This window comes from Moritella dasanensis ArB 0140 (assembly GCF_000276805.1).
Lineage (GTDB): Bacteria > Pseudomonadota > Gammaproteobacteria > Enterobacterales > Moritellaceae > Moritella > Moritella dasanensis.
In genome coordinates this window covers 1-22772 of record NZ_AKXQ01000023.1, presented here as the reverse complement: position 1 = coordinate 22772, position 22772 = coordinate 1, and the positions used below count along the sequence as shown (strand labels likewise).

The window sequence follows — 22772 nt, the reverse complement described above, 5'->3', positions numbered from 1 at the left end:
AGTTATATTGAAAAATGAGCTACACCAATTTGCGAATCTGCAAACATACAAACCCATACGGGAATATACGGACGTACCATGTTTAGTGTAAAAAAGGATCTGACATTCAAACTAAACCGAGATCATACTCGCTATAATTATTGGGAGCCGTATCCGGTATTATATGTGGATAAACTCGGATTATTTGATTTTTTCAAAATTCCAGTACAAGTAATAAATATTTCAAAATCAGGGATGTTAGCGAGAGTTCAAACTAAAGATAAATTTAGTATTGGTGAAGGGATCATTATTAAGTTTGCTAATTACTTTACCGACGTGATCCCCTCAAAGGTGGTGCGCTGGGAACCTGATAGCCAGTTACTGGCGGTGAAATTTAGTCGTGAGATAAAACTGATCGAACGTATTGCGCTTAATATAGCTTAATGACCTCATAGAAAAGGTCACTAAGCGCTTAATGCATTAACAAGTTGATTAATTGATTAATCCCAATCTTCGGCTACAAACTGGATCATCAGTTCATCATTCTGATACATATTTAAGAACGGCCACTGTACTTTAATGGCATTCACGTCACCGAGTACTTGTTGCAGTTTTTGTTCAACGGCATTGCCATTTGGATCCGCACACGCCATCAACGTAGAACCAAGCGGGCCCAGCTTTAACAACGAATTCTGCACTTCTTCAGCTTCAAATAAATGCTGCACTTGACCAAAGATATTATTACAGCCCGAGAACCCTGACAAACGATCACCAGCAATACTGATATACGCAGGTTGTTTTAACATCATCGGATTAACGTTACCTAAGCCTGTCAGTTGCTTCAAATTCCATTGTCGGTTTTCGGTTAACATGGTATTTTCGGCATAATGATTTTGTTTTTTATCTATTTCTGCAATCAACTTATACGTTAAGCTTGAAGCATCTGCGGCCGGATTCGCCACTGCAGATGTCTCCACCGATAATTTATAAAACGAACCTGGTTTATATTCAAAACCAGCAATGTCGTTATAAAAATACTGCCACTCACTGGTTTTACCATCCACGACTTTGTTCACCACCAAGCACTGCATGGGGACGATACCTTGACAAGCAACACGTTCGGGCGCAACCCAATAAATTTCAGTTTTCGCGACGGCAGTATTAGTACCCTCATTATTTGATTCAGCGTCATTCTGGCTGCCACTTGTACAGCCAATCAGTAACCCGCTTAACATACCCGTTAATAATAAAGCTGCTGGCAATTTAAATTTCATATTAATAAACCTTTTTCCGTTTTCCACTAAGCTTAGTAAATAAATAACAATATACACCAGACCTTTGACAGAGTTTGATACCGCGCTTTTGACTATGCACTAAGGATTGTTATGCCGCCACTGTTACGTTCAATCATAAAACTGTGTGTATTCTGTTATTTATACAGTATGGCAGCGTATAGCTACAGTAGTTCAGTGATAAATATCAGTAGCGCCCTTATTAACATAAGTAGTTCAGCAATTACTGTAAGTAGTGTAATGACTGTAAGTAGTCCAGTTAATAATATAAGCAATCCCGTCATTAACGTCGGCAGTTACCACTGCCCACCTTTTGTCATGAGTGTACATCCAAATGGGAGTCCACAATCCACCAGCTCTGGGCTAAGTATTCTATTATGGCAACGCATCGCCAACAGTCTTGATTTACCATACCAGATTAAAAACTATGCCTTGCAAGACTTACTCGATGAGATTGAAGCCGGTAATGTTGAAGTCGGTATCTCTTGTATTTCGATTACCCCAGAACGTGAGTTAGTGATGGATTTCTCTCACTCATTTTACGAAACCCACTTGGCGATTGCGGTAAAAGAAAAAAGCTACCTGCGCTCATTCATCGATTTAATCACCAACAAAACGCTACTTATAATCTTAGCGATTATCATCGTGTTGGCTGGCATTATTGGCGGGATATTTTATAAACTTGAACACCACATTAATGAAAAACTCTATTCAATGCCATCAAAGCGTGCACAATGGTTAGAGGCCTTCATTTTGGGGTTATTATTTATCACCAAAGGACCATTTAACTACTTCGAATTTAAAACCTTAACAGGCCGTGTGCTCACGGTATTACTCGGGATCACCTCAACGCTGTTTATTGCCAGCATTACCGCCATCCTGGCCAGTACCTTTACACTCGGTTTGATGAACAGCGACATTAAAGGCCCCTACGATCTGATACACCTCAATGTCGGCGCTAAAGTATCCACCACGTCGTCTATTTATCTGACTAATTTAGGAATTGTGCATCAAACATTTAACAATATCGATGATATGCTCCTGGCGTTAAATAACGGCGAAGTAGATGCTATTGTCGAAGATAATGCGATATTAAAATACAAGCTTAAGCAGGCTAAGCAAGAGGGCCGCTATCAGCATATATCGGCATTGCCTTATCAGTTTGAAAAACAGAATTATGGTCTAGCGATTAAAGACAGTAGCCCTTACACCGAGCAATTAAACCGTGCGCTGCTGAATGTGCGCCAAAGTCCAGAGTGGCAGCAGGCGCTCAATCAATACTTCGCAGAGTATTAGTTGAGCCTATCAGGCTTTACTAATAACTGACCTATCTCGCCCTATTTTGACTTGTTTCACCTATTTTCACTTGCTCCTACTTATTCGAATTTATGCCTTATTTTTTCACTTCCCCTCCCCCCGAATACAAGCTGACAAGCGCTTACATTCGCTTACATTTAATCAGCTCATCAAACTAGACTTAGTGTATGTTTATAATGATAATGCCGCCCTAAAGACAACACTAGTCATTTTCCGATATATACAATGGACATATTATGAAAAAACTTATACTTCCTGTACTTGCTGCTACCCTCATTTCAGGCTGTGGTAGCGTGGCACTCATGACCAAAACTAGCGAATTGAAAGCGCAGCCAGAGATGTTGATCAAAACAGATGGCGATTTTTGGGGCTTAGGCCAGGAAGGTAACTTTGATATGGCAGGCAAATATACCGGGAAATACGATCGCAGTTCATCAGGTTCAACTTGGTTCAATACAATCAGTACAACTGAAGGTAAAATGGTTGCTGAGATAACACGAGCAGATAATGGCAAAACGTGGGGTTTAGTCTGTAGCGGTGGCGGCACCAGTGTTAATTTTGGCGGTTTATCTTTTGGTGGTAACGACCCGTACCATTGTGACATTAATATGGATGGTAAAATTGTTGGTGAATATGAAATGCAACCATCAAGCGCAGCCATTTCATTAGATCTAGCAAAGTATGAATCGGGGGTTGTACGTATCAACAACGAACACTTAAATGTAAAATCAGTGCATAAATCAGATGACTTATTCATGACAGTTGAAAATCCACTCGGCTACGTATTTGAGCAAGGTACGCAAAGTATTGCGGCAGTACAAACCAATGGTTTATTAAGCTTGCAAACACTGCCTGATTTATCGGCTGACAAGCAAGATCTGATCGCAGTAGGTTCTATCGCAAGTGCACTAAGCTGGCGCCCAGAATAACCTAAATTATTGTCATCATGTGATCATGTAGCGTTAACATAAAAACGCACATAAAAGGGCTGTAATCAGCAGCCCTCAGTGCTTTTCTCATTACTCTTTTCTTATTACTTTTTTCTCATTACTATTTTCTCATTATAACCGCAGTTATTAGCGTCATAATCGTCACGACTAATCGGTTAAATTACTCAGTAATGCTTCGCAACTGGCTTTCATCATCAATAATTCTTCTTTTGGTAAACCGGCATGACAAAACATGTTCAGGGGGACCGATTTTGCTTGCTCTTTTAATGCAGTGCCCGCATCCGTTAGGCACAATATACGCGCCCGTTCGTCTTCTTTACTACGGTCTCGACGAATAAGGCCTTTCAATTCTAAGCGTTTTAACAAAGGGGTTAACGTGCCCGAATCAAGGTGTAATTGCTCCCCTAATACTTTCACACTTATCGCATCTTGTTGCCAAAATACGAGCATAGTTAAGTATTGCGGGTAAGTCAGATCCAGTGCTTTTAACATTGGGCGGTATGCACGGATCATGGCATTCGTTGCGCTGTATAGAGCAAAACAAACCTGATTATCTAAGTGTAACATCGTCTCTTCATTCAATTCTGACATCAGGGTAACCTCTCTTAATTGTCTTGCGCACAATATACTTAACTTTTGATAAATGTCGATAGCTTTACAAAAATATTCGTAGCACATAACTTTTAACATTATAGCGCCATAAATTGCTAAACAAATAACAGCTGCGGCCGATAATATATACGTCACAATTTTAACAACTATTTATCAACTGGTTGCTAACTCTTGTTAACGACAAGCAGGGAGATAAATGTGACACCATGACCCAACATTTAATGGTCAAAATGGTAATAAACAATAACTATATAATTAATAACAAAAATAAATTATCCACTATTGACGTTACGGTCTAATTATTGCTTAACCGTATACAGCGGATCAAAAATTGCCGCTATAAATTATAAACGACTAGAATAAGGCAGATCTAAGCTATGTTTAATTTTTTCAACTCTAATAAAGTCCCTCTTGGACAAGTTCTTATCTCAGAAACAGACTTAGCAGCACTGCAAAATAAAGTCAGTATTTTAGAGCAATTACAGAGCAGTGGCGCATTGTCTATTGCTCAAGAAATTACCAAGAATGCCCAAAATGTAAATACATCGTCAGCGAAAAGATTGGGTAATATTGAACAAAACTTTGATTTAGTTCAAGGGTTTATGGAACAATCACGCGGGATTGAAAGTTTATCTAATGACTCTTTCAGTTCTGCACAAAGCACAGCGAATATTTCTCAGACTGGTATTCAACAGCTTGAAGAACTAACTGGCAACATCACCGATTCTGCGCGATTTATTGCAGAGTTCACTATCTTGTTAGCCAACTTAGACGATAACAACAAGAATATTGGTCAATTAGTTGACTCGATTAAAGGCATTGCCGATCAAACCAACCTACTAGCACTCAATGCGGCGATTGAAGCGGCACGTGCGGGTGAACATGGCCGTGGTTTTGCCGTGGTAGCCGATGAAGTACGTGCACTGGCAAATACAGCAAATCAATCAGCAGATCAGATCCAAGGTGAAATGAAAAAAATCATGGATATCTCTGCTGCCATCATTAATAAGCAAAAACAAGTAACCAACATTATTGATGACAGTGTGGATATCGCAACAGTGACAATGAAAAGCTTACAAGAGCTAGTATCACAAGCGAATTCAAGCTCAAGCTTAGTTGAACAGACCATCAGTCAAGTTCAACAACAGTTAAGCCATTCTCACACAATTAAAACGGGTATGGAATCGTTGCTAAGTGATACGCGTGAAGCGTTAAGTGGTTCATCAAATAACGTTCAGTTAGGTGAGCAACTAGTCACTAAACTGCGTTTTTAATGTGAACAACTTTGATCAGCAGGTATTTGCTTTTGTCTATCAAGTACCTGTTGGTAAGGTTGCCACCTATGGTGATATCGCTAAGTTAGCGGGAATGCCAAGTCATGCTCGTCAGGTTGGTAAAGTGCTTAGTCGCTTGCCGGCTGACAGCAAACTACCTTGGTATCGTATTGTGAATAGCCAAGGGAAAATATCGCTACAAGGTGATCGTGGTGACTACCAACGGCAACAGCTCGCCGCGGAGGGTATTTTACTTTCTGCACACGGCACTATTTCACTCAAGAAATACAGAATAGCGATGAACCACCTATAGAATAGGTATCACGACATACAGCTTATAAGACGTATCGCATCTCGCAAGTTACCCCTGGGTAAAGCTCGACAGGTGCTTATGCTCAAGCGCGCTAATTTCCAACGCATCAACCTGCGCAGTATCAGGACCGCCTCTTAACCATAAGATTAACTTGTCTCGGTCAACCTTATCACCAAATACCTGCACTTCGACATCGCCATTTTTTAAATTAATAGCATGACCGGTTAAGCCCAACTGCAGCGCTTGTTGCACAGTCGCATAACGAAAACCGACCATTTGCACTCTGCCATGCACAATGATCTGATTGCCTTCTTGTAACATAACCCATATCCTTCACCGAACTTGATCAACTATTATTGAGTATATGTCTACATTCGTTATTTAGACCACGTTAATTAATTCAACAAATTGATATAGCTCACAAAAGCTCGCCTATTTCGCATTACAGATACAAAAAAGCCCATCAGTCCTGTTTTAAAAACAGTAAACTAACGGGCTTAATATCGTTATTTATAAGCAACCATCAGGTCAATTAAAAATTAACGTAAGTCGTCAACCACAGCTAACATCGCCACTAATGACGCTTCACCAAGCTTAATAGAACGCTCTGGTGACCAACCCATCATAGGGTCAGGTAAGTTATCATTGTCTTTAAATGGCATTTCCATGGTATTTGCTAAGCAATCAAACTCTTCAGCAACCCAGTTAGTCGCAACAGTCATATTTGCAGTACCAGGTGCATCAACGTCATAACCAAATTCTGACTGGAAGTCTGCACTTGCTAGTTTGAACACTTCAGAGAAACGATCACGTAATTTAGCTAATCTGTCGTTATAGCTTGGCGTACCTTGAGAACCCGCTAGGAATACGAAAGGTAATGCTTCATCACCGTGTACGTCATAGAATAAATCCACGCCAGTTTCTTTCATCTTATTGATGGTATGGAATACTTCTGGGCTTTTTTCTAAGCTTGGGTTTAACCATTCGCGGTTAAGGTTTACACCGAGTGCATTGGTACGTAGATGACCACGTGCGCTGCCGTCTGGATTCATATTTGGCACGATGTAGAAGTTAGCTTTGTCTAATAATGCTTTACCCGTTGGGTTGTCACTATCAAGTAAGCTATGCATTAAGCCATCAACTAACCATTCAGCCATTGTTTCGCCTGGATGCTGACGAGCAGTGATCCAGATGTTACGTTTGCCTTCCGCGCCATCACCAATTTTAACTAACGTTAAGTCACGTTTATCAATTGTTTCACCAAGGTGCTCTAAGCTTACTAGCGGGTGCATTTGCACAGCAGCAAGTAGATCTTGATGACGTTCATAACTGTACGGGGCAAAGTATGCGATTTGCATTGATTCACAATCCATATCGGCAATGATAGTTAATTTACCGTCTTTATAAAAAGTCGGAATACGGAACCAGTGCTGGCGATCATACGATGCAACTGCTTGGTAGTTTTCCCAACCTTCTAAATAAGCCGCTTCACCAGCATTCATGATGTTCAGTGTATATTGCTCACCGACTACACCTTCAACACGGAAGTTAAACCATTGGAAAAACTCTTCACCTACGTCCGGACGGATCGCAAGTTGAACATCATTTTTGTCATCTAAATTAATAACTTCAATATTACCAGCATCAAAATTGGCGGTGATCCGCATACGACTTCCTTAATTCACTTTTAAAATTGACTTAAGCATAAACGATCCCTGTGTAAGTGTGTAGAGCAGATCTTTATTAATAACACTAAATACCTTATTTAATTTCCATATTTTGACAAAACTCAGCACAAAAGATCCCGAATTTGTATCGCAGTAACCATAATCAACCACAACAAATAACATCAACAGCCCTCTAACGCTACCACCTTAGTTATATTTTATAGCTATTACTCACCATACGCTGGCATTAAAAGAACGGTCGTGCTAAAAATGTCTTCATTGATAAAACAACCAGCACACTAACAAGCCTAAAGGATAGTCATGAGTAAAGGTCGTATAACCCGCGAACATATCCTCAATATAGCTTTCACCATCGCCAGTGAAACTGGGCTAGAGAGTTTAACGATTGGTGTGCTTGCCAAAACCTGTGGCATGTCTAAAAGTGGTTTGTTTTCACATTTTAATTCCAAAGAAAACTTGCAAGTCGCGGTGATTGAATATGCCGGTGAATGTTTTAACGAACGTGTAATAGTGGCCGTGAGGCGCGAGCAACATATCGATGTGAGTACGCGCTTACAATCCTTGTTACACCACTGGTTAGACTGGAACCATTCATTCCAAGGCAGCTGTATGTTTATGGATGCGTGGAAAGAAAGTAATAGTAACCAAGACATCTTGCAGCAAACATTACGTAAGCAACTGCATACTTGGATCAGCTATTTAGAAATACAGATCAGTAAAGGTCAACAAAGTGGCTTATTCCGCAAAGACTTAGATCCAAGACAAGCGGTGTTCCAATTTTATGGCCTGTATTTAAGCAGTCACTTGTTCCATTCCATCGAACTTGAAAATGATGAACGCAGCCTTTTTTGGCAAGGCGTAAAACAACTTTATAAGCAGTGGCAATAATACGTCAGAATAGTTTAATGAGGCACCTAGTTTAATAAGACAAAGTAGTTAATTTAGACTTAATCAATAAACTTAGACCTAACAAATAATGGGCGGCGACGCCTTTTAAACACAACAGAAATAGCACGACCGTTCGTTTAAAGGGTGTTATTTAAGGAACTTACCATGAGCAGCAACATTTATTTTAATACCCGTAGCAAGTTTACTATCCGTCGTAGCATGATTAATATCGGAACCCGATTACATCACAGTATCGCACCGAAACACGCCATAAAAACAACACGTAACTTATTGCTTACCCCTGTACGTAGTACGTCAAACAGCGATGATCCAGTGGGCTTATTACGCTCGACTCATTTGACCTCTGAAGGGCGGTTAAATACTTATCAAATAGGTAATGGTCCGGTGTGGATCTTAAGCCATGGCTGGTCTGGTAGTGCGAGTCAGTTTTTTCCGTTAATGGAACACATCGCTGCACAAGGTTTTACTGCGCTAGCTTACGATCACCCTGCACATGGACAAAGCGAAGGTCGCCATGCTCACCTGCCCGCTTTTGTACAAGCTTTTGATGAACTCGTTGATAACGTCGATGATGTCGCAGGTATCATAGCCCACAGCATGGGCTCGGCATCGGTACTCGAAAGCCGTCATCCAAAAGTCGATGCGCTGCCACTGTTATTAATTGCACCTGTGCTCAACTACGTCGATAACTTATATAACATGGTGGGTAAATCGGGATATTCAATGAAGTTATTTGGCGCGATGATCGAACATATTGAAGACAAATATGAATACAGTTTAGATACCATCAACCCTTATCAAAAACTGGTCTCTCGTCATCATGCAACAACGATAGTGCACGATAAACGTGATAGATTTGCTGATTTCGCGACTTCAGAATTAGCGGCTAACGCGGCAACTAAAATCACCTTAATACCAACACAAGGTCAAGGCCATGGTCGCGTGATTAAGTGTGATTCGACCATGGCGGCTTTCGACAGTTTAATTTAGGCATAGCTTAATTTAGACGTCGTTGTGGTGAAGAATATTAAGCGATAAAAACAACAGCGCTTTAGTCGTGGGTTCAAACGACTAAAGCGCGAATAATTTTAGCGAGCTTATTTAATCTAACGACTCTAACTACCTTACCGAACTAACTTACCTCACTAGCCTATTTAGCCTTAATGGATAAAGCTGTCATCATCATCCATCTCTTTCTTCGCTTTACGTAAGTTGCGACGCGAACGCTGTTCTTGCTTACGCACTGCAATACCTATCTCATTATCATCATCAAATCTAAAGACTGGTTTTTTTTTAAATTTAAGATCTAATTTAGCCACTTTCAATTCCTCAATATGACGGTGTTGACGCACCACACCAGATACAAATACTACACCCTCTTAGCCAAAAAAATAAATCAATCTGTTCATCGTCACCAGCAATTTTTTTTGTTGTACAAGTTATAAAAACTAAACGATTATCTGCAAAAAATGATGAGGTTGATGACATGAGAAATATGGGTGTATTATTAGATGAATTACATTTCCCTTTTGGTTTTAAAACAAACAGTACTTTCAGTCCAGAAGAAGTCACCATTCTAGAAAGCTATGGTTTAACCATGCGGCAATTACAAGAAGGTAATTTACTGCCACTAACCGCTGCTGAATACTATTTCTTGGCTGAATTAGATGGTGAGTTACCTACCACCTCTCACTTTGCGCGCTGCTGGCGTAAATACAACAACAAGATCACGCGTTTCGATAATAATCTGACCATCCGAGTAAAATCCAAACGAGCAACACCCGTGCGTGATGATTCAGGTCTGAATATCAGTACAGAAGAAGATGATAACGATGAGGAATACGGAAGTTTAGCATTCGACTTATGACAGGATCCGCAATGTAAACGATAATATCCACGATAATAATGACGGTGGATATTATCGAAAAGCACTTTCTACCTTCTACTTTCTATTCTCTATTCTCGACTTTCTACTCTTTATACCAATGCCTATAAATAACTGTACAGAAAAATGCTATTGCTATCGCAAACCTATCGCAAATAGACATGCCATGGATGGCCTTGTCTAAGCGAACAGGGATGTCTTGAGCGGTTTGCAGGAGCAATATCATTTTGATCACTTAATTTTCGGAATTGGTATTACTCTATCAACTACTCGCGGTTAGCTTGCCATATTCTCTTCAATGTAAGTAATGATTAACTTAGCAATATCGATATCCGTTGCTCGTTCAATACCTTCCAACCCTGGTGAAGAGTTTACTTCCATAATCAACGGTCCGCGCTCAGAGCGTAACAAATCAACACCTGCGACTTTCAAACCCATCGCTTGCGTTGCTGCAATCGCCGTTGCACGCTCTTCAGAGGTAATATCAATCTGACAAGCATGACCACCGCGATGCAAGTTCGATCTAAACTCGCCTTCAGGTGCTTGGCGTTTCATCGCAGCGACAACTTCATCACCAATCACAAAACAGCGAATATCGGCGCCTTTCGATTCCTTGATATATTCTTGCACCAGTATGTTGGCTTTCATGCCCATAAACGCCTCAAGCACACTCTCAGCAGCTTGATTCGTTTCTGCTAACACCACACCAATGCCTTGAGTACCTTCTAGCAATTTTATCACTAAAGGTGCCCCGCCCACCAAACTGATCACATCCGGGATATCGGTTGGTGAATTGGCAAACCCAGTCACTGGCATACCAATATTTTTCTGGCTGAGTAACTGCAGCGACTGTAATTTGTCCCGTGAGCAGGTAATAGCCAACGACGGATTAATGGTAAATACCCCCATCATTTCAAACTGGCGTAATACCGCACAACCGTAAAAGCTGACTTCGGTACCAATGCGCGGGATCACCGCATCAAACCCCTCGAGGCTTTGACCATCAAAGTGAATGGAAGGTTTGGTATCGTTAATATTCATGTAACAACGTAATACATCAATCACCACAGGCTCATGCCCATGGTCTAAACAAGTTTCCACAATGCGGCGTGTTGAGTATAACGTTGGGCCTTGCGATAAAATGGCTATTTTCATTTTACTTTCTCTATTTAACTTTTAATAACACTTAATAATTGTTCTTAACTGCGGTAATCAACATCACCAACAATCACAATTTCATAAATTAATTCGATACCTTCAGGTGTTGTAATACCGGACAGATAATCGATGACACATAAGCAGCGGTTTTATGGCTGTAATCCAGTTCAGGGTTTAGCGTGACGATATCGAGCATTTTCAACTTGCCACTACGCGCGATAATCTTTAACGCAAAAGTCAGTATTTCTAGGGTGATGCCCTGGGTCTGACTTGAATGTAAATGACTCTCCTTGGACTGCAATACCTGCTCACAGATAACCGCTAAATCGACACTCAAATGAATATGGTCTACTTGCTCAATGAATCGCGCTAATGTTTCTTCAATGAGTTCACAATGCGTGATACTCATGTGTTTATCCAATAGCCAATCACAACCGAGCTGCTTAGCATAATCAAACGTGTCTACAGAGTTTGTGCGTTTACAAATGCCTAATCCTAAATAATTAAAAATTCTAAATGTCTCCAAGCAATATTGATTCACTGCATTGAATGCAGAATCCAGCTTAGGTGACGGTGTTAATCGTAACTCAAAGTTCGGGTCAAAATTAATAATTCCTATTTTGTTATTACCGGCGACATAATCACTGCCATACCATTTGTTATGCTGGTGTTGATGGTATTGCTGTTGGTATAAATGCGCCGATAACGCTTGATAGTTGGCGATTGAAATGGAATCCGCACTGCCTATCGTAATAGGGAAATGACCCGCCATTAAATACACCAGTACTTTTAGGTATTGTTCCAGTTGAATATCATCGACATCCAAATCATCAAAACCGTCGATATCATCGAGCATACCGGCGTTATAAACCGGTATATTGGTTTTAGTGAATGCCGCATGCATAACACGTCGAGCAATACTTTCTAAGCCACCCGGTTTTGATAGCAAGTTAACGACACTGTTATCCGCGACAACATTACTCGGGAATCGACCATCCGCAGCGACACCTAATAAAACAGCGCCGGGAGCCGATTGTTGTTTATAAGGTCGTAACACTTTAATCGAACAAAACCAAAGATTTAAATTCTGATGTAATCGTTGAGTAAATGTCATTTCCGCCTATCCCCTTTTAGTCGCGAAAGAATGCGATTAAACGCTTTGAGACAAGATTTGGCAAATGAGTTCTTTTTGTCGTGACGATGAATAAAATTTGTCGTGGTGTTGCATATAAAATAACAATAAATAACAAAAAAGCGCATCAAAATTGATGCGCTTTAATAGGTTGAAAACGGTGTCTTACAGCCGTATTTTATAACGTTGCTTTAGACGGCCTGTTAACGACCAATAGCAATTTTACGTGGTTGTAATGATTCAGGTATTTCACGATTTAAATTAATCGTCAACAGCCCTTGATGCATATCAGCATTGACAACATGAACATGATCGGCCAAGGCAAATTCACGCTTGAAATTAGCTTGATTAATACCTTGGTGTAATAGCGTTGTGCTTTTTTCTACAGGCAGCTTTTTACCGCTGATAACCAACTCATTTGCGGTCACGGTAATATCAATTTCGTCCAGTGAAAAGCCCGCTAGCGCCAGCGTAATTTGATAATCGAGCTCACCCGTTTGGCTAATATTGTAACGTGGATAACTCGCTTCTGTACGTTTAGCATTTGCATTTTTAACCGCTCGTTTTTTAGCGTTGCAAGTATCAACCGCACGCTGGGCTGTTAATTTCTGATCTGTCCGTTGTTGGTCATTCTGTTGCTGCGCGATCAGTTTTTGCGCCATGTTAGCAAATCGGTCGAAGCCAACTGCGTGGCGATAGAGTGGTGCGAAATCGAATGTTGTCGTTGTAGTCATGTCTATTTTCCTCAAACAATAGAGAGCGATAAGCCTGCTGAGCAGCACTTATATACCCAAGTTTTTTAAGAGATTCGGGTGTTACCGCTTAGCGAGATAATACCCGCTAAGACGAATGTGGTTTATTTTGGGTGTTTACTGCAGAGCTATCATCCGTAACGATGACCCGTATTTATACGGTATTACTCAGCAGATAGGGTTTTCGCGCCGTTAATAACAATTTTACGCGGCTTCATCGCTTCGGGTAGCTGACGTTCTAAATCGATAAACAACAAGCCGTTTTTCATGTCTGCCCCGTTGACAAAAACATGGTCTGCTAGCTCAAATTTACGTTCAAAGTTACGCTCTGCGATACCACGGTGTAAGAAGGTACGTTTATCGTCTTCTTTGGCCACAGTTTCTTTGGTGCCTTTGACTAATAATTCATTATTTTGCGTTGAGATATCAATTTCAGCGTCGTCAAAACCGGCGATAGCCATGGTAATGCGATAATTATTATCATCGATTTGTTCGATGTTATACGGAGGAAAGTTGTTGCCGGATTGGCGATTTGATGCAGCCGTTTCAGCAAGTGCTGCTAAACGTTCAAAACCAATTGCACTGCGGTATAGGGGAGTAAAGTCGAAAGTACGCATAATCATATTCTCCATTGAGCAATATTATCATTGTCACTAAGCCAAATTAGTTTGCGCCTAGCCATGATGTATTTTATTTCTATTGATGGTCATTTTCATTAAGCACAACAAACTCCGTTAGGCAGTGGTTGATACTTTATTTTGGTTAGGCCTCGAAAGCGCCTAATTAATAGATGTGGATGCAGAGAGACGTTTTCAAGGAAAGAGTGTCATTATTTTAAAAAATAATTAAACACAATTGTGACGTCTGATTACAATTTTTTTTTCATTGTCATTAAACTGTCAAAATCCAACGTTAGTTTAGAGAACAATTAAATCAGTAGTTAAAATGTTCAAGACACAATTAATTTAACGCAAGGTAATCGATATGAGAAGCATGGGTATATTTTTAGATGAAGTGCATTTTCCGCTTGGTTTTCAACAACAAAATGCATTTAATGTAGATGAGTCACAGCTATTAGAAAACTACGGTTTAACAATGCTGCGACTTCAAGAAGGCGAGATCTTACCCGCCACTGCTGATGAACATTTCTTTCTCGCTGAGCTTGATGGCGAATTCGAACTAACCTCTGATTTTGCCCGGTGCTGGCGCAAATATAGCCATAAAATCACACACACAAATACAGCTCGTCATTCAATAACGAAGCGCAATGCAAAACAGCCGAGTCGTGATTACTTTGTCGATGAATTATCGACATTTGAAGACATGGATAACACCTATGATGAATTAGATCTGGATTCATAACTGGCTAAACCTCCCCCGCAAGTCTGGAATGCAGTCTCATTGAGAGAGTAATTGAAAGAGTAAAGAGCACGTAAGCTAACGTGGTCTTTACTTACTTGATTGCGACGACAAGCACAGTCCAACATCATGATAAAGCGCATGCGATAGCGCTTCCCAGCATAATTATAACCCCATGATAAAAAGCCGATAATATAGACTATAATAATATTACACCTTAGTCTTGGGCTCGTAAATTAATCCTAAACGCACCCTAAATAAGCAATGATCTAAGTCATCATTAGGGACTCTCATGCCTGAAGTCAACGTCAACGTCATAGAAACACCACATACAATAGAATCAAGTGAAACAAGTGATACAAACGAGACAAGAGAAAAACAAACACACAACAAAGTACGCAAGCTTACCAATTATTTACTTATTGCGGTTGCGTGCATGTTGGTCTTTAGTATTATTGCAGACCGCATCATTCCTTCTACAGACAGTGCTCGCGTAAAAGGTTACGTCGTACCGATCAAACCACAAGTCTCCGGTCAGGTTATCGATATATTAGTACGACCCAATCAACCGGTACAAGCCGGTGATGTACTGGTTAAGTTGAATCCGAGTGACTTTGAGATTGCAGTCAAACAAGCCGAACAAAACTTAAAGATCGCAGGCCAAGATGTTGGCGCTCAAACAGCGGTGATCGCATCCTCACAAGCACGTTTAACCAGCGCGAATGTTGAACTTGAAAATGCCAAATTACAAACTAGTCGCGTTCTGGCGATGGCGAAACGCGGTATTATGTCTCAATCAGACGCTGATCAAGCCCGCGCAAATTTAGCCACAGCGCGAGCCAACGTAACTAATTTTGAAGCAGAACTCAAAAAATCTGAATTACAATTAGGTTTAGATGGCGAAGACAACAGTAAAATCAAGGCGGCGATACTCGCGCTTGAACAAGCTCAAATCAACCTCGAACGTACCAGCATTAAAGCGCCAACAATGGGTGCAGTCTCCAATTTCAGCCTTTCAGAGGGATTTTTTGCGTCTGCAGGACAACCATTAATGACATTCGTCTCGACAGAAAAAATTTGGATTCAAGCCTATTTCAGTGAGAACAGTTTGGGCAATATTGAAGCGGGCGATGAAGTAGAAGTAGCGTTAGATTTTGCGCCCGGTAAAGTCATTAAAGGCAAAGTAACCAGTGTCGACTGGGGCGTCGATTGGGGACAAAATTCACAGGCTGGTAAACTTGCTCAAGCCAACAATCAAACAGGTTGGTTACGCCAAACGCAAATGCTCCCTATTTCAATCGAATTCGATCAAGCTCAAGCAAGTGGCTTAATACGCATAGGGGGTCAAGCTGATGTCATTGTTTATAGCGATGATAATCCCCTATTTAATATGCTTGGTAAGTTGTGGATCCGCGTTGTCAGCTTGATGTCTTATGTCCGATAAAATGTCCGATAAAATGTCCGATAAAATGTCCGATAAAATGTCCGACAATAGCGTGGTCGACAACAACCCGCTAGACAATAAACAAGTTCAAGTTAAGATCATCCGCTATACCGTCGGCGTTGGCCTCGCGGTATTGCTTGCGTCGCTGTTCAATTGGCCCTTAGCATTTGTAGCGCCGGTCTTTGTCGCCAAGTTTTTGGTTGATAAAGCCGAGTTAAATAAAGAAACTATCTATGAATTGCTGATGGCAATGGTAGCGACCATCGTCTTAGGTTTGCTCTTATCCAATGGCATCACCCACTACCCACTACCTATGCTCGTGCTTATTGGCTTAATGATGTTATGGGGTTACTACTTATTTACTGATCCAAAATGGAATTTATTTGCCACGATCCTTATCATCGCCATCTTATTATTACCTTTCATGGCAATTTCAAATCCAGGCGCATCCGTCTTTTTAGCGGTCGGACTCGCGAGTTCAGGCGTGGTAGCTGTGGCTATTTTTGCCTTCGTACATATTTACTTCCCTGAACAACAAGCTCACTTTAAAGGTTATCAATTATCGCCGTTAACAACCCAACAACGCTGGTATGCAGCCTTTAGAGCCATGCTAATCTCTTTTCCTATTGTCTGTTTTTTCTTTGCCTTTCAGATAACCGAAGCCTTATTTACGATGATGTTCATTGCTTTACTGTCATTAATGATCACCGGTGAAAAATCCGTCAAATTAAGTACATTTTTAATTATCACTAATAGCATTGGCGGTATCTTAGCGATTGCTATTTTCGCCATGCTGTCGCTGGTACCAAACTTATTATTTTATACTTTATCTATTTCATTAGTCGCCATTGTGATTGCCACACAGATCTATACTAAACCTGAAAAAGCACCGATTTACGCAACGGCTTTTAGCACGGTATTGGTCTTGTTAGGCAGTACCCTAATGAGCGGAGGTGATATAGATAACAATATGTTTATACGTATTTTCCAACTATTTTTAGTGGGGGGTTACATGATCTTTGTGTCTTTCTTCTTAGAAACAAGAAACTGGAAATTCTTACAAATACAGCCTTAGTCTTGATATAAAAATAGGGAATGCCCATGCCAAACAACAGTAACCTTTCAACTCAAGCAATTGATGTGTATATAAAAATAGCCGCTATTTCGTTACTCATTTATTGGTGCTATTCCATTTTACAGCCATTTTTCCTCATGGTGGTCTGGGGCGCTATTATCGCGACGGCATTATACCCGATTGCGACTTGGGCAAATAGCAAGTTTGGCATAAGCAAAAGTAAAGCAAGCTCGGCGCTTTCAGTTATCGGTGTATTACTACTCTTAGTTCCGCTGATTGCACTTTCAACAGGAATATATACAGGTGGTTCAGCATTAGTCACTGGTGTTCAGGATGGGACAATAGTGATACCAACGCCAAATATCAGTATCAAAGATTGGCCCATCATTGGTGACAAAGTATATGGGTTTGCTCTACAAGCATCATCAAACTTAGAAAGCATGCTAGCCAATTACAGTGACGAAGTGAAAAGTACAATAACTAAAATGGCCTCATTTCTAGGCAGTTTGGGAGGCAGTTTTATTCAATTTATTATCTCAACCGTCATCGCTGGCGCTTTCATGGTAAATGCAGATAAGTGTGAACAAGCTTTCGTACTAATCGCAAGTCGTTTAACCGGCGGCAAACAAGGTAAAGAACTAACAACCATATCAAAAACAACAGTAAGAGGGGTTGTACAAGGCGTTATCGGGGTCGCTGTTATCCAATCTATTATGGCAGGATTAGGCATTGCAATTGCAGGCATTCCAGGCGTTGCACTATGGATGTTTTTAATCTTAATAGTGGCGATCATTCAACTTCCGCCAATCCTAGCATTACTACCCGCTATCATTTATGCATTCACAGTCGATACTACTACCACAGCCGTACTATTTTTAGTTTGGTGTATTCTGGTGAGTGCGAGTGATGCGGTTCTGAAACCTATGCTATTAGGGCGTGGATCAGATACACCCGTACTGGTTATCTTACTGGGTGCACTTGGCGGTATGGTAATGTCAGGTATTATCGGCTTATTTGTCGGCGCCGTAGTATTGAGCCTTACCTATCAGCTACTTACCGTTTGGTTGATCAACGAAGCTGAAGAAAAAGAAAAAGAAAAAGAAAAATCATAATGAAAACAGTATCGAAAGATGACAACTTCTACTTTTTACTTGTCGCACTCCTAGGTTTGCTATTTAGCAGTGCGATGATGCAGCAGCTTTTCAGTGGAGGCCAAAAAACAGTACTAGCGCTAATCATTATTTGTTTGGGGTTCTCAATTGTTGGCGTTAAGCATCAACAAAGTTTTTATCGAAATTGGTATGCTTTTTTGCTGACCCTTGCCGCAGTATCAGGCAGTGTTACCTTTTTTGATGAGTATGATCTTTCGTTGGTGACCTTATTCGCATTATTGATTTTTCTATTATCTCACACACATACAGCACTAAAACAGGTCATGCAGAGTGAGTATGTAAGCAAAAATCAGATTATCGGTTCTATATGCGTTTACCTGCTTATTGGTGTCTCATGGGCAATTATCTATCTAATACAAATCGAACTTTTTCCGCAGGCGTTTAATGGTATCGAGGCGAAACCTTGGCTGGATAACATGTTTGAAGCGATTTACTTCAGTTTCATCACCTTAACCACCGTGGGTTATGGCGATATTTCCCCCGCGTTACCGATACCAAGATTTTTTGTTTTTATTGAATCTATTTTAGGCAGTTTTTACTTAGCCATTATGGTGGCAAGCTTAGTCAGTAATCGCTTAAACCAAACGCCACACAAATAGTAAAATGGAGCTTATTGTGATGACTAAAAAACACAATAAGCTCCGCTGTCGTTGCCTAGTGAGACATCACGACCTGTTGTTTAGCATCAAATGTTAATCCCTGCTTTAGTTTAAAGTCATAGAAATTAAAGCTATCACTAAATACCGCGCTATTTACCTGAGTCGTTAATGCTTCAGTAAATACCATGTCTTTTTCGAACACACTGCGATCGCCATGTGGCGACCAGCTCCCTGTAATTGCCACTTTTGGTGTTCCCTCTTTTAGCCCTTGCATTTCATGATCCCAATACGGGCTGTGGAAATACACATTACCTGGTACCGCTGTATACTTATTACCATTTAATAACCACTCCGTTTCACCACCGAGGATATAATAAAACTCAGGCGTGGCATGGGAGTGAGTGACATACTTCCCTTTTGGACCATTGGCAATATAAGACATATTAAAGTCATAGAGCTGCTCTGGCACTTTGGCTTGAAAAATCCCTTTCATACGCACAATTTTGTCCCACGCGGCAAGTAAATCACCACCTTTCGCTGCATCTTTTGACCAGAAAAATGATTTAGCATCTATCTTAGTAAAATCCAGCCATTGCACATCTTTCTCATTTGAGAATAACGGCGTCAATGGATAACGGGACAATACCGAAACATCTTCATCTTTCATTTTCGCTAGCTGTTTAACTTGGCTACCATAAAAGCTGTTCTTAGCCGGTTCAGACACAGTGCGATGTTGAAGAGGCGTAAAGCGCTGGCGTGCAGATTCATCCCATTGCTCAAAGTCATCAGGCATAACAGCTTCTAAAGGTTGGGCATGGAAATTACAGCCCGTTAAGTAATAGCCATAATTCAAGTATGTTTGATCACCTGCCGGTGCCCAGCGAAACCACAGTATTTTAGCTGGCTTATCTGATACAACTTTAATACGGCGTTGCGACAATGACTCTAACTTCACCGACGTGCCGGTATAACCCGCGATCGTCTTACCGTCAACAGTCACTTCGACTGCGCCTTCTAACACATGGAAACTGCCCGGTGCAGCATCAGAAAATCGTGGCAACAATGCACCCGGCGCCAACGCCAGTTCAATAATTTTAAAATCAGGATGATCCATTACCGTTTTCACTTTCACCGCAGTACGTAACTGCGCTAATTCAATGGACGATGCCGCTTTAATCGCATCCCAATCACTCGGGAATACGTTTTCTAATGCCTGCCAAGGTGACGTTGAAGCGCTAAATTCAGGTTGAATAACGTCCTCACCCACAAATGCTTGTGGGCCACTTGGGTTAGCCATATCGACTTTACGTTTTTCCCGCATCGCTGCAAATATACTATTAGCAGGATCATCCTTTTTATTTTCTGCCTTTTCTACATAGATTTCTTGAGAGATATCTTTATAAGAAAAGACTTCCCCCATTTTGGGAATGTACAGCTCGGCATGCGATAAAACAGGAGAGACGACTAACGCTAATGCAATGGTGAGGGTTGATAATTTCATTTTATATCCTTTAAAATATTCATCGTTATAAATGGAAAGCCTGATACCGTTCACTAAAAAAAGAACCGTCTTATCTTGAGTTTAAATATATCGTTTTTGACTAACCCATCACTCATCCCATCAAGCGAAAGTTCCTCTTCTGTATGACTATACTGTAAAATATACCACCACTTCTTATCGTCTGTGATTGTGGATCCCCAAGATAAGTTAATGTTCTGTTTTTCGTATTCCACGCCTTCACCAGACACTTTGTAGTACTCCGGAAATAACATGAAGTAAGAGCCATTATCACCCACATATTTTGACAAATAAGCCGCTAGCATGGTTCCTTGAGTACTACGAACACCATTTTGTTTAAAATCAAATGTGGCGTCTAAGTAAGTCACTTGCGGGAATAAATTTAATTTCCAACTTTTACTGATCGGAATTAACGACACAAAACCAATGGCATGCATATCAACATCTAAATAGTCATTGTCTTCATAAATACGAAAATAATCATAAGACACGCCCGCTTTAGGGGCGAAAGACATACCTGTATTCATTACATTATAAAATTGGTAGCGCGAAGCTGAATACTCTTGCTCATCATTCCACTCCCCTTCGGCATGCACCATATACGAGACATCGGCACTATACTTTCCTGATACCTCCATGCTAAAAACACCGCTGCTATCATCTTTTACAACGAGCGTTAACGCCGTGTTCACTTTGGTTAAATCTGCCAAATCGGGTTCGTTATCAGCCTCAGTAGCAAACGCAACCAGAGGTTGAAATAAGCTTAACGCGAGTAATGTTTTAGGTAATGTCATTTTCATTTTTTAAACTTTCCATGTCTGAATGTGTCTCTACAATCACCATTAGAGAGTAGGATGACAACCTGAAAGTTTCTTTACTGTTTTCCATAAAATATCGTCAAAACAGTGTGTTAACATAATGTGGCACACTGTCACTTATTATTTAACATTTGACCTGCATCACAATAAAGAATGATTTAAACGAGGCGTTAAGCGTTATAATTAAAATTATCAAGACAAGCGATTCGTTCATCACCTGATGAGCCAAAGGATACTCATGCAAAATAATCCGAAACAAAATTATTTCAAAGAGATACACAAACTTAATGAGTATTTTAGATTAAGTGCTGAAGTGCTATTGAAAAAAAAACACTTAAATTATGGTGCTTATATTGTGCTTAATAGCATTTTTGATAATCCAGACATCACCCAATACAAAATAGCCCAAACAACAGGATTTTCAGTTCAGCGAGTGCATCAAATTGTCAACATGCTGGAAGAACGTGACCTTATTGCTCGAATCGACATATCAAAATACAAAAAACAGCTGCAACTAACACCGCAAGGCAAGGAAGTCGTGGAGACAACAGAGTCTGAGTTAACCACGCAATTTCAGGTGATGTTTCGAGATCAACAAACGTTAGTTGATACATTATCTCAATCAATAAAAGCCATGAATGATTATTTAAGTACCACCAGTACGGCGGACGTCGCGTAATAAAGTGTAAGGCCGATGGTTTTAAGCAATACAAACAATCCATATATGTATAAAATACAATAATAAACCATCATTAATTGTGCGTATCGTTTCGTTAATTTGCCGCTACCTGTGTTCAATAAGGAATAACCATGGATTTCATTCAAATACCGGTCACCGTATTCTTAGTCTTCGTCGCACCATTGTGGCTTATTTTATATTACCGCAGTAAACGAAAAAGCAATCAAGGCCTGTCAGAAAAAGACAAAGACAAGCTGCATACATTGATTAGCCGTACTGAAAAATTACAAGATCGGGTTATCTCATTGGAGCAGATTTTAGACCAAGAATCGCCAAAATGGAGAGACCGATGATCACAACACCACTCTATCGAGACACTGAAAATGGCAAATTAGGCGGCGTTTGCGCAGGCATAGCTGCCACCCTAGGCGCTGAAGTTTGGTTGGTACGAGTCGTGTTTGTCGCGCTATTTTTCTTCACCGGTTTCTTTCTGGCAATATTACTTTATATTATTGCCTGTTTACTGCTCGATAAAATGCCAATCAAGCAGCAAAAACAACAAAGTATTTATGCCAACCATTCGATGAAAACAAAACCATGGCAACAAGGCCATACAGCAGAGAAGTTACTTGAGAACATTGCCACAGAGCTCGATAGTATTGATAAAGACCTGCAAGACATGGAAAGTTATGTGACGTCTTTTTCATTCAAAATGGATCGAGAATTTAAACAGCCATAACAATTAGCCTGTTATCAGCCTTAATTATAAGCACCTTAGTGATAACGGCGTTGACTATAAAACAGGTTGATTTTACGTGTGCTATTGTTGTTGTAATGGTATTGTTA

The 22772-nt window shown here is 40.4% G+C and carries 27 protein-coding genes; 16 read left to right on the top strand and 11 right to left on the bottom strand.

The genetic code is table 11. The annotated features are described in order from the left end of the window. Window positions 1-78 precede the first annotated feature (78 nt). The gene (locus tag A923_RS0116965) at window positions 79-423 is read left to right on the top strand and encodes a PilZ domain-containing protein (protein WP_017222884.1); all 345 of its coding nucleotides are present in this window, start codon (window positions 79-81) and stop codon (window positions 421-423) included. Between the two features lie 56 nt (window positions 424-479). On the opposite strand, the gene A923_RS0116960 is transcribed toward A923_RS0116965, so the two are convergent. Further along, entirely contained in the window at window positions 480-1253 is a 774-nt protein-coding gene (locus A923_RS0116960; protein WP_017222883.1) for a DUF4377 domain-containing protein, read from the bottom strand. Between the two features lie 258 nt (window positions 1254-1511). On the opposite strand from A923_RS0116960, the gene A923_RS0116955 reads away from it, so the two are divergent. Together A923_RS0116955 and A923_RS0116950 are read left to right on the top strand one after the other, a co-directional pair. Next, the gene (locus A923_RS0116955) at window positions 1512-2567 is read left to right on the top strand and encodes a transporter substrate-binding domain-containing protein (protein WP_237716235.1); all 1056 of its coding nucleotides are present in this window, start codon (window positions 1512-1514) and stop codon (window positions 2565-2567) included. Window positions 2568-2824: 257 nt separating this feature from the next. Then, on the top strand, window positions 2825-3517 hold the full coding sequence (locus A923_RS0116950) for a VV20781 family protein (protein ID WP_017222881.1): 693 nt from the start codon (window positions 2825-2827) through the stop codon (window positions 3515-3517). A gap of 168 nt (window positions 3518-3685) precedes the next feature. Here A923_RS0116950 and ohrR read toward each other — a convergent pair whose 3' ends face one another. Then, window positions 3686-4129, bottom strand: a complete 444-nt coding sequence (ohrR, locus tag A923_RS0116945) for a transcriptional regulator OhrR (RefSeq protein ID WP_017222880.1) — start codon at window positions 4127-4129, stop codon at window positions 3686-3688. A gap of 398 nt (window positions 4130-4527) precedes the next feature. On the opposite strand from ohrR, the gene A923_RS0116940 reads away from it, so the two are divergent. Next, window positions 4528-5424, top strand: coding sequence for a methyl-accepting chemotaxis protein (locus A923_RS0116940; RefSeq protein WP_017222879.1), 897 nt, complete (start codon window positions 4528-4530; stop codon window positions 5422-5424). A gap of 1 nt (window position 5425) precedes the next feature. Further along, on the top strand, window positions 5426-5737 hold the full coding sequence (locus A923_RS0116935) for an MGMT family protein (protein ID WP_017222878.1): 312 nt from the start codon (window positions 5426-5428) through the stop codon (window positions 5735-5737). A 48-nt stretch (window positions 5738-5785) separates the two neighbouring features. Here the strand turns inward: A923_RS0116935 and A923_RS0116930 are convergent, their stop codons facing one another. Further along, a complete protein-coding gene (locus tag A923_RS0116930) occupies window positions 5786-6058 on the bottom strand; it encodes an acylphosphatase (protein WP_017222877.1) in 273 nt (90 codons plus the stop codon). Between the two features lie 218 nt (window positions 6059-6276). Beyond that, a complete protein-coding gene (locus A923_RS0116925) occupies window positions 6277-7404 on the bottom strand; it encodes a M14 family metallopeptidase (RefSeq protein ID WP_017222876.1) in 1128 nt (375 codons plus the stop codon). A 321-nt stretch (window positions 7405-7725) separates the two neighbouring features. Here A923_RS0116925 and A923_RS0116920 point away from each other — a divergent pair, with 321 nt between their 5' ends. Further along, complete coding sequence (locus A923_RS0116920; RefSeq protein ID WP_017222875.1) at window positions 7726-8313, top strand: TetR/AcrR family transcriptional regulator; 588 nt, start codon at window positions 7726-7728, stop codon at window positions 8311-8313. 165 nt (window positions 8314-8478) lie between these two features. Next, a complete protein-coding gene (locus tag A923_RS0116915) occupies window positions 8479-9324 on the top strand; it encodes an alpha/beta hydrolase (RefSeq protein WP_017222874.1) in 846 nt (281 codons plus the stop codon). Between the two features lie 170 nt (window positions 9325-9494). Here the strand turns inward: A923_RS0116915 and A923_RS23135 are convergent, their stop codons facing one another. Continuing rightward, on the bottom strand, window positions 9495-9653 hold the full coding sequence (locus A923_RS23135) for a hypothetical protein (protein WP_017222873.1): 159 nt from the start codon (window positions 9651-9653) through the stop codon (window positions 9495-9497). A 167-nt stretch (window positions 9654-9820) separates the two neighbouring features. Between A923_RS23135 and A923_RS0116900 the strand changes: the two genes are divergently transcribed. Beyond that, window positions 9821-10201, top strand: coding sequence for a MaoP family protein (locus A923_RS0116900; protein WP_017222871.1), 381 nt, complete (start codon window positions 9821-9823; stop codon window positions 10199-10201). 294 nt (window positions 10202-10495) lie between these two features. Here A923_RS0116900 and rimK read toward each other — a convergent pair whose 3' ends face one another. The 4 genes from rimK to A923_RS0116880 form a co-directional block, all read right to left on the bottom strand. Next, entirely contained in the window at window positions 10496-11374 is an 879-nt protein-coding gene (gene rimK / locus A923_RS0116895; protein WP_017222870.1) for a 30S ribosomal protein S6--L-glutamate ligase, read from the bottom strand. Between the two features lie 88 nt (window positions 11375-11462). Further along, entirely contained in the window at window positions 11463-12491 is a 1029-nt protein-coding gene (locus A923_RS0116890; RefSeq protein WP_017222869.1) for an arginase family protein, read from the bottom strand. A gap of 221 nt (window positions 12492-12712) precedes the next feature. Then, window positions 12713-13243 carry an Hsp20 family protein gene (locus A923_RS0116885; RefSeq protein WP_017222868.1) on the bottom strand — a complete coding sequence of 177 codons (531 nt, stop codon included), beginning with the start codon at window positions 13241-13243 and terminating at the stop codon, window positions 12713-12715. A 182-nt stretch (window positions 13244-13425) separates the two neighbouring features. Continuing rightward, window positions 13426-13878 carry an Hsp20 family protein gene (locus A923_RS0116880; RefSeq protein WP_026006302.1) on the bottom strand — a complete coding sequence of 151 codons (453 nt, stop codon included), beginning with the start codon at window positions 13876-13878 and terminating at the stop codon, window positions 13426-13428. 367 nt (window positions 13879-14245) lie between these two features. Between A923_RS0116880 and A923_RS0116875 the strand changes: the two genes are divergently transcribed. From A923_RS0116875 to A923_RS0116855, 5 genes are all read left to right on the top strand, one after another. After that, entirely contained in the window at window positions 14246-14623 is a 378-nt protein-coding gene (locus A923_RS0116875) for a MaoP family protein (RefSeq protein WP_017222866.1), read from the top strand. 289 nt (window positions 14624-14912) lie between these two features. Beyond that, window positions 14913-16064, top strand: coding sequence for an HlyD family secretion protein (locus A923_RS0116870; protein ID WP_017222865.1), 1152 nt, complete (start codon window positions 14913-14915; stop codon window positions 16062-16064). Next, window positions 16054-17139 (top strand): DUF2955 domain-containing protein, encoded by a 1086-nt coding sequence (locus A923_RS0116865; RefSeq protein WP_017222864.1) that lies wholly within the window; start codon window positions 16054-16056, stop codon window positions 17137-17139. The genes A923_RS0116870 and A923_RS0116865 overlap by 11 nt, the downstream gene beginning before the upstream one ends. Before the next feature lie 26 nt (window positions 17140-17165). Continuing rightward, window positions 17166-18251, top strand: a complete 1086-nt coding sequence (locus A923_RS0116860) for an AI-2E family transporter (RefSeq protein ID WP_017222863.1) — start codon at window positions 17166-17168, stop codon at window positions 18249-18251. Further along, complete coding sequence (locus A923_RS0116855) at window positions 18251-18910, top strand: potassium channel family protein (protein WP_017222862.1); 660 nt, start codon at window positions 18251-18253, stop codon at window positions 18908-18910. The genes A923_RS0116860 and A923_RS0116855 overlap by 1 nt, the downstream gene beginning before the upstream one ends. Window positions 18911-18965: 55 nt before the next feature. Here A923_RS0116855 and A923_RS0116850 read toward each other — a convergent pair whose 3' ends face one another. Both A923_RS0116850 and A923_RS0116845 read right to left on the bottom strand, forming a co-directional pair. Next, window positions 18966-20411 (bottom strand): cupin domain-containing protein, encoded by a 1446-nt coding sequence (locus tag A923_RS0116850; RefSeq protein WP_017222861.1) that lies wholly within the window; start codon window positions 20409-20411, stop codon window positions 18966-18968. A 53-nt stretch (window positions 20412-20464) separates the two neighbouring features. Continuing rightward, on the bottom strand, window positions 20465-21229 hold the full coding sequence (locus tag A923_RS0116845; RefSeq protein WP_017222860.1) for a hypothetical protein: 765 nt from the start codon (window positions 21227-21229) through the stop codon (window positions 20465-20467). Between the two features lie 256 nt (window positions 21230-21485). On the opposite strand from A923_RS0116845, the gene A923_RS0116840 reads away from it, so the two are divergent. The 3 genes from A923_RS0116840 to pspC all read left to right on the top strand — a co-directional run bounded on the left by A923_RS0116840 (window position 21486) and on the right by pspC (window position 22665). Beyond that, a complete protein-coding gene (locus A923_RS0116840) occupies window positions 21486-21926 on the top strand; it encodes a MarR family winged helix-turn-helix transcriptional regulator (protein WP_017222859.1) in 441 nt (146 codons plus the stop codon). Window positions 21927-22057: 131 nt separating this feature from the next. Then, window positions 22058-22279: an envelope stress response membrane protein PspB gene (gene pspB / locus A923_RS0116835; RefSeq protein WP_017222858.1), complete on the top strand. Its 222-nt coding sequence runs from the start codon at window positions 22058-22060 to the stop codon at window positions 22277-22279. Beyond that, window positions 22276-22665: an envelope stress response membrane protein PspC gene (gene pspC, locus A923_RS0116830; RefSeq protein ID WP_017222857.1), complete on the top strand. Its 390-nt coding sequence runs from the start codon at window positions 22276-22278 to the stop codon at window positions 22663-22665. Before pspB ends, pspC begins: the two co-directional genes overlap by 4 nt. Window positions 22666-22772: the final 107 nt, after the last annotated feature.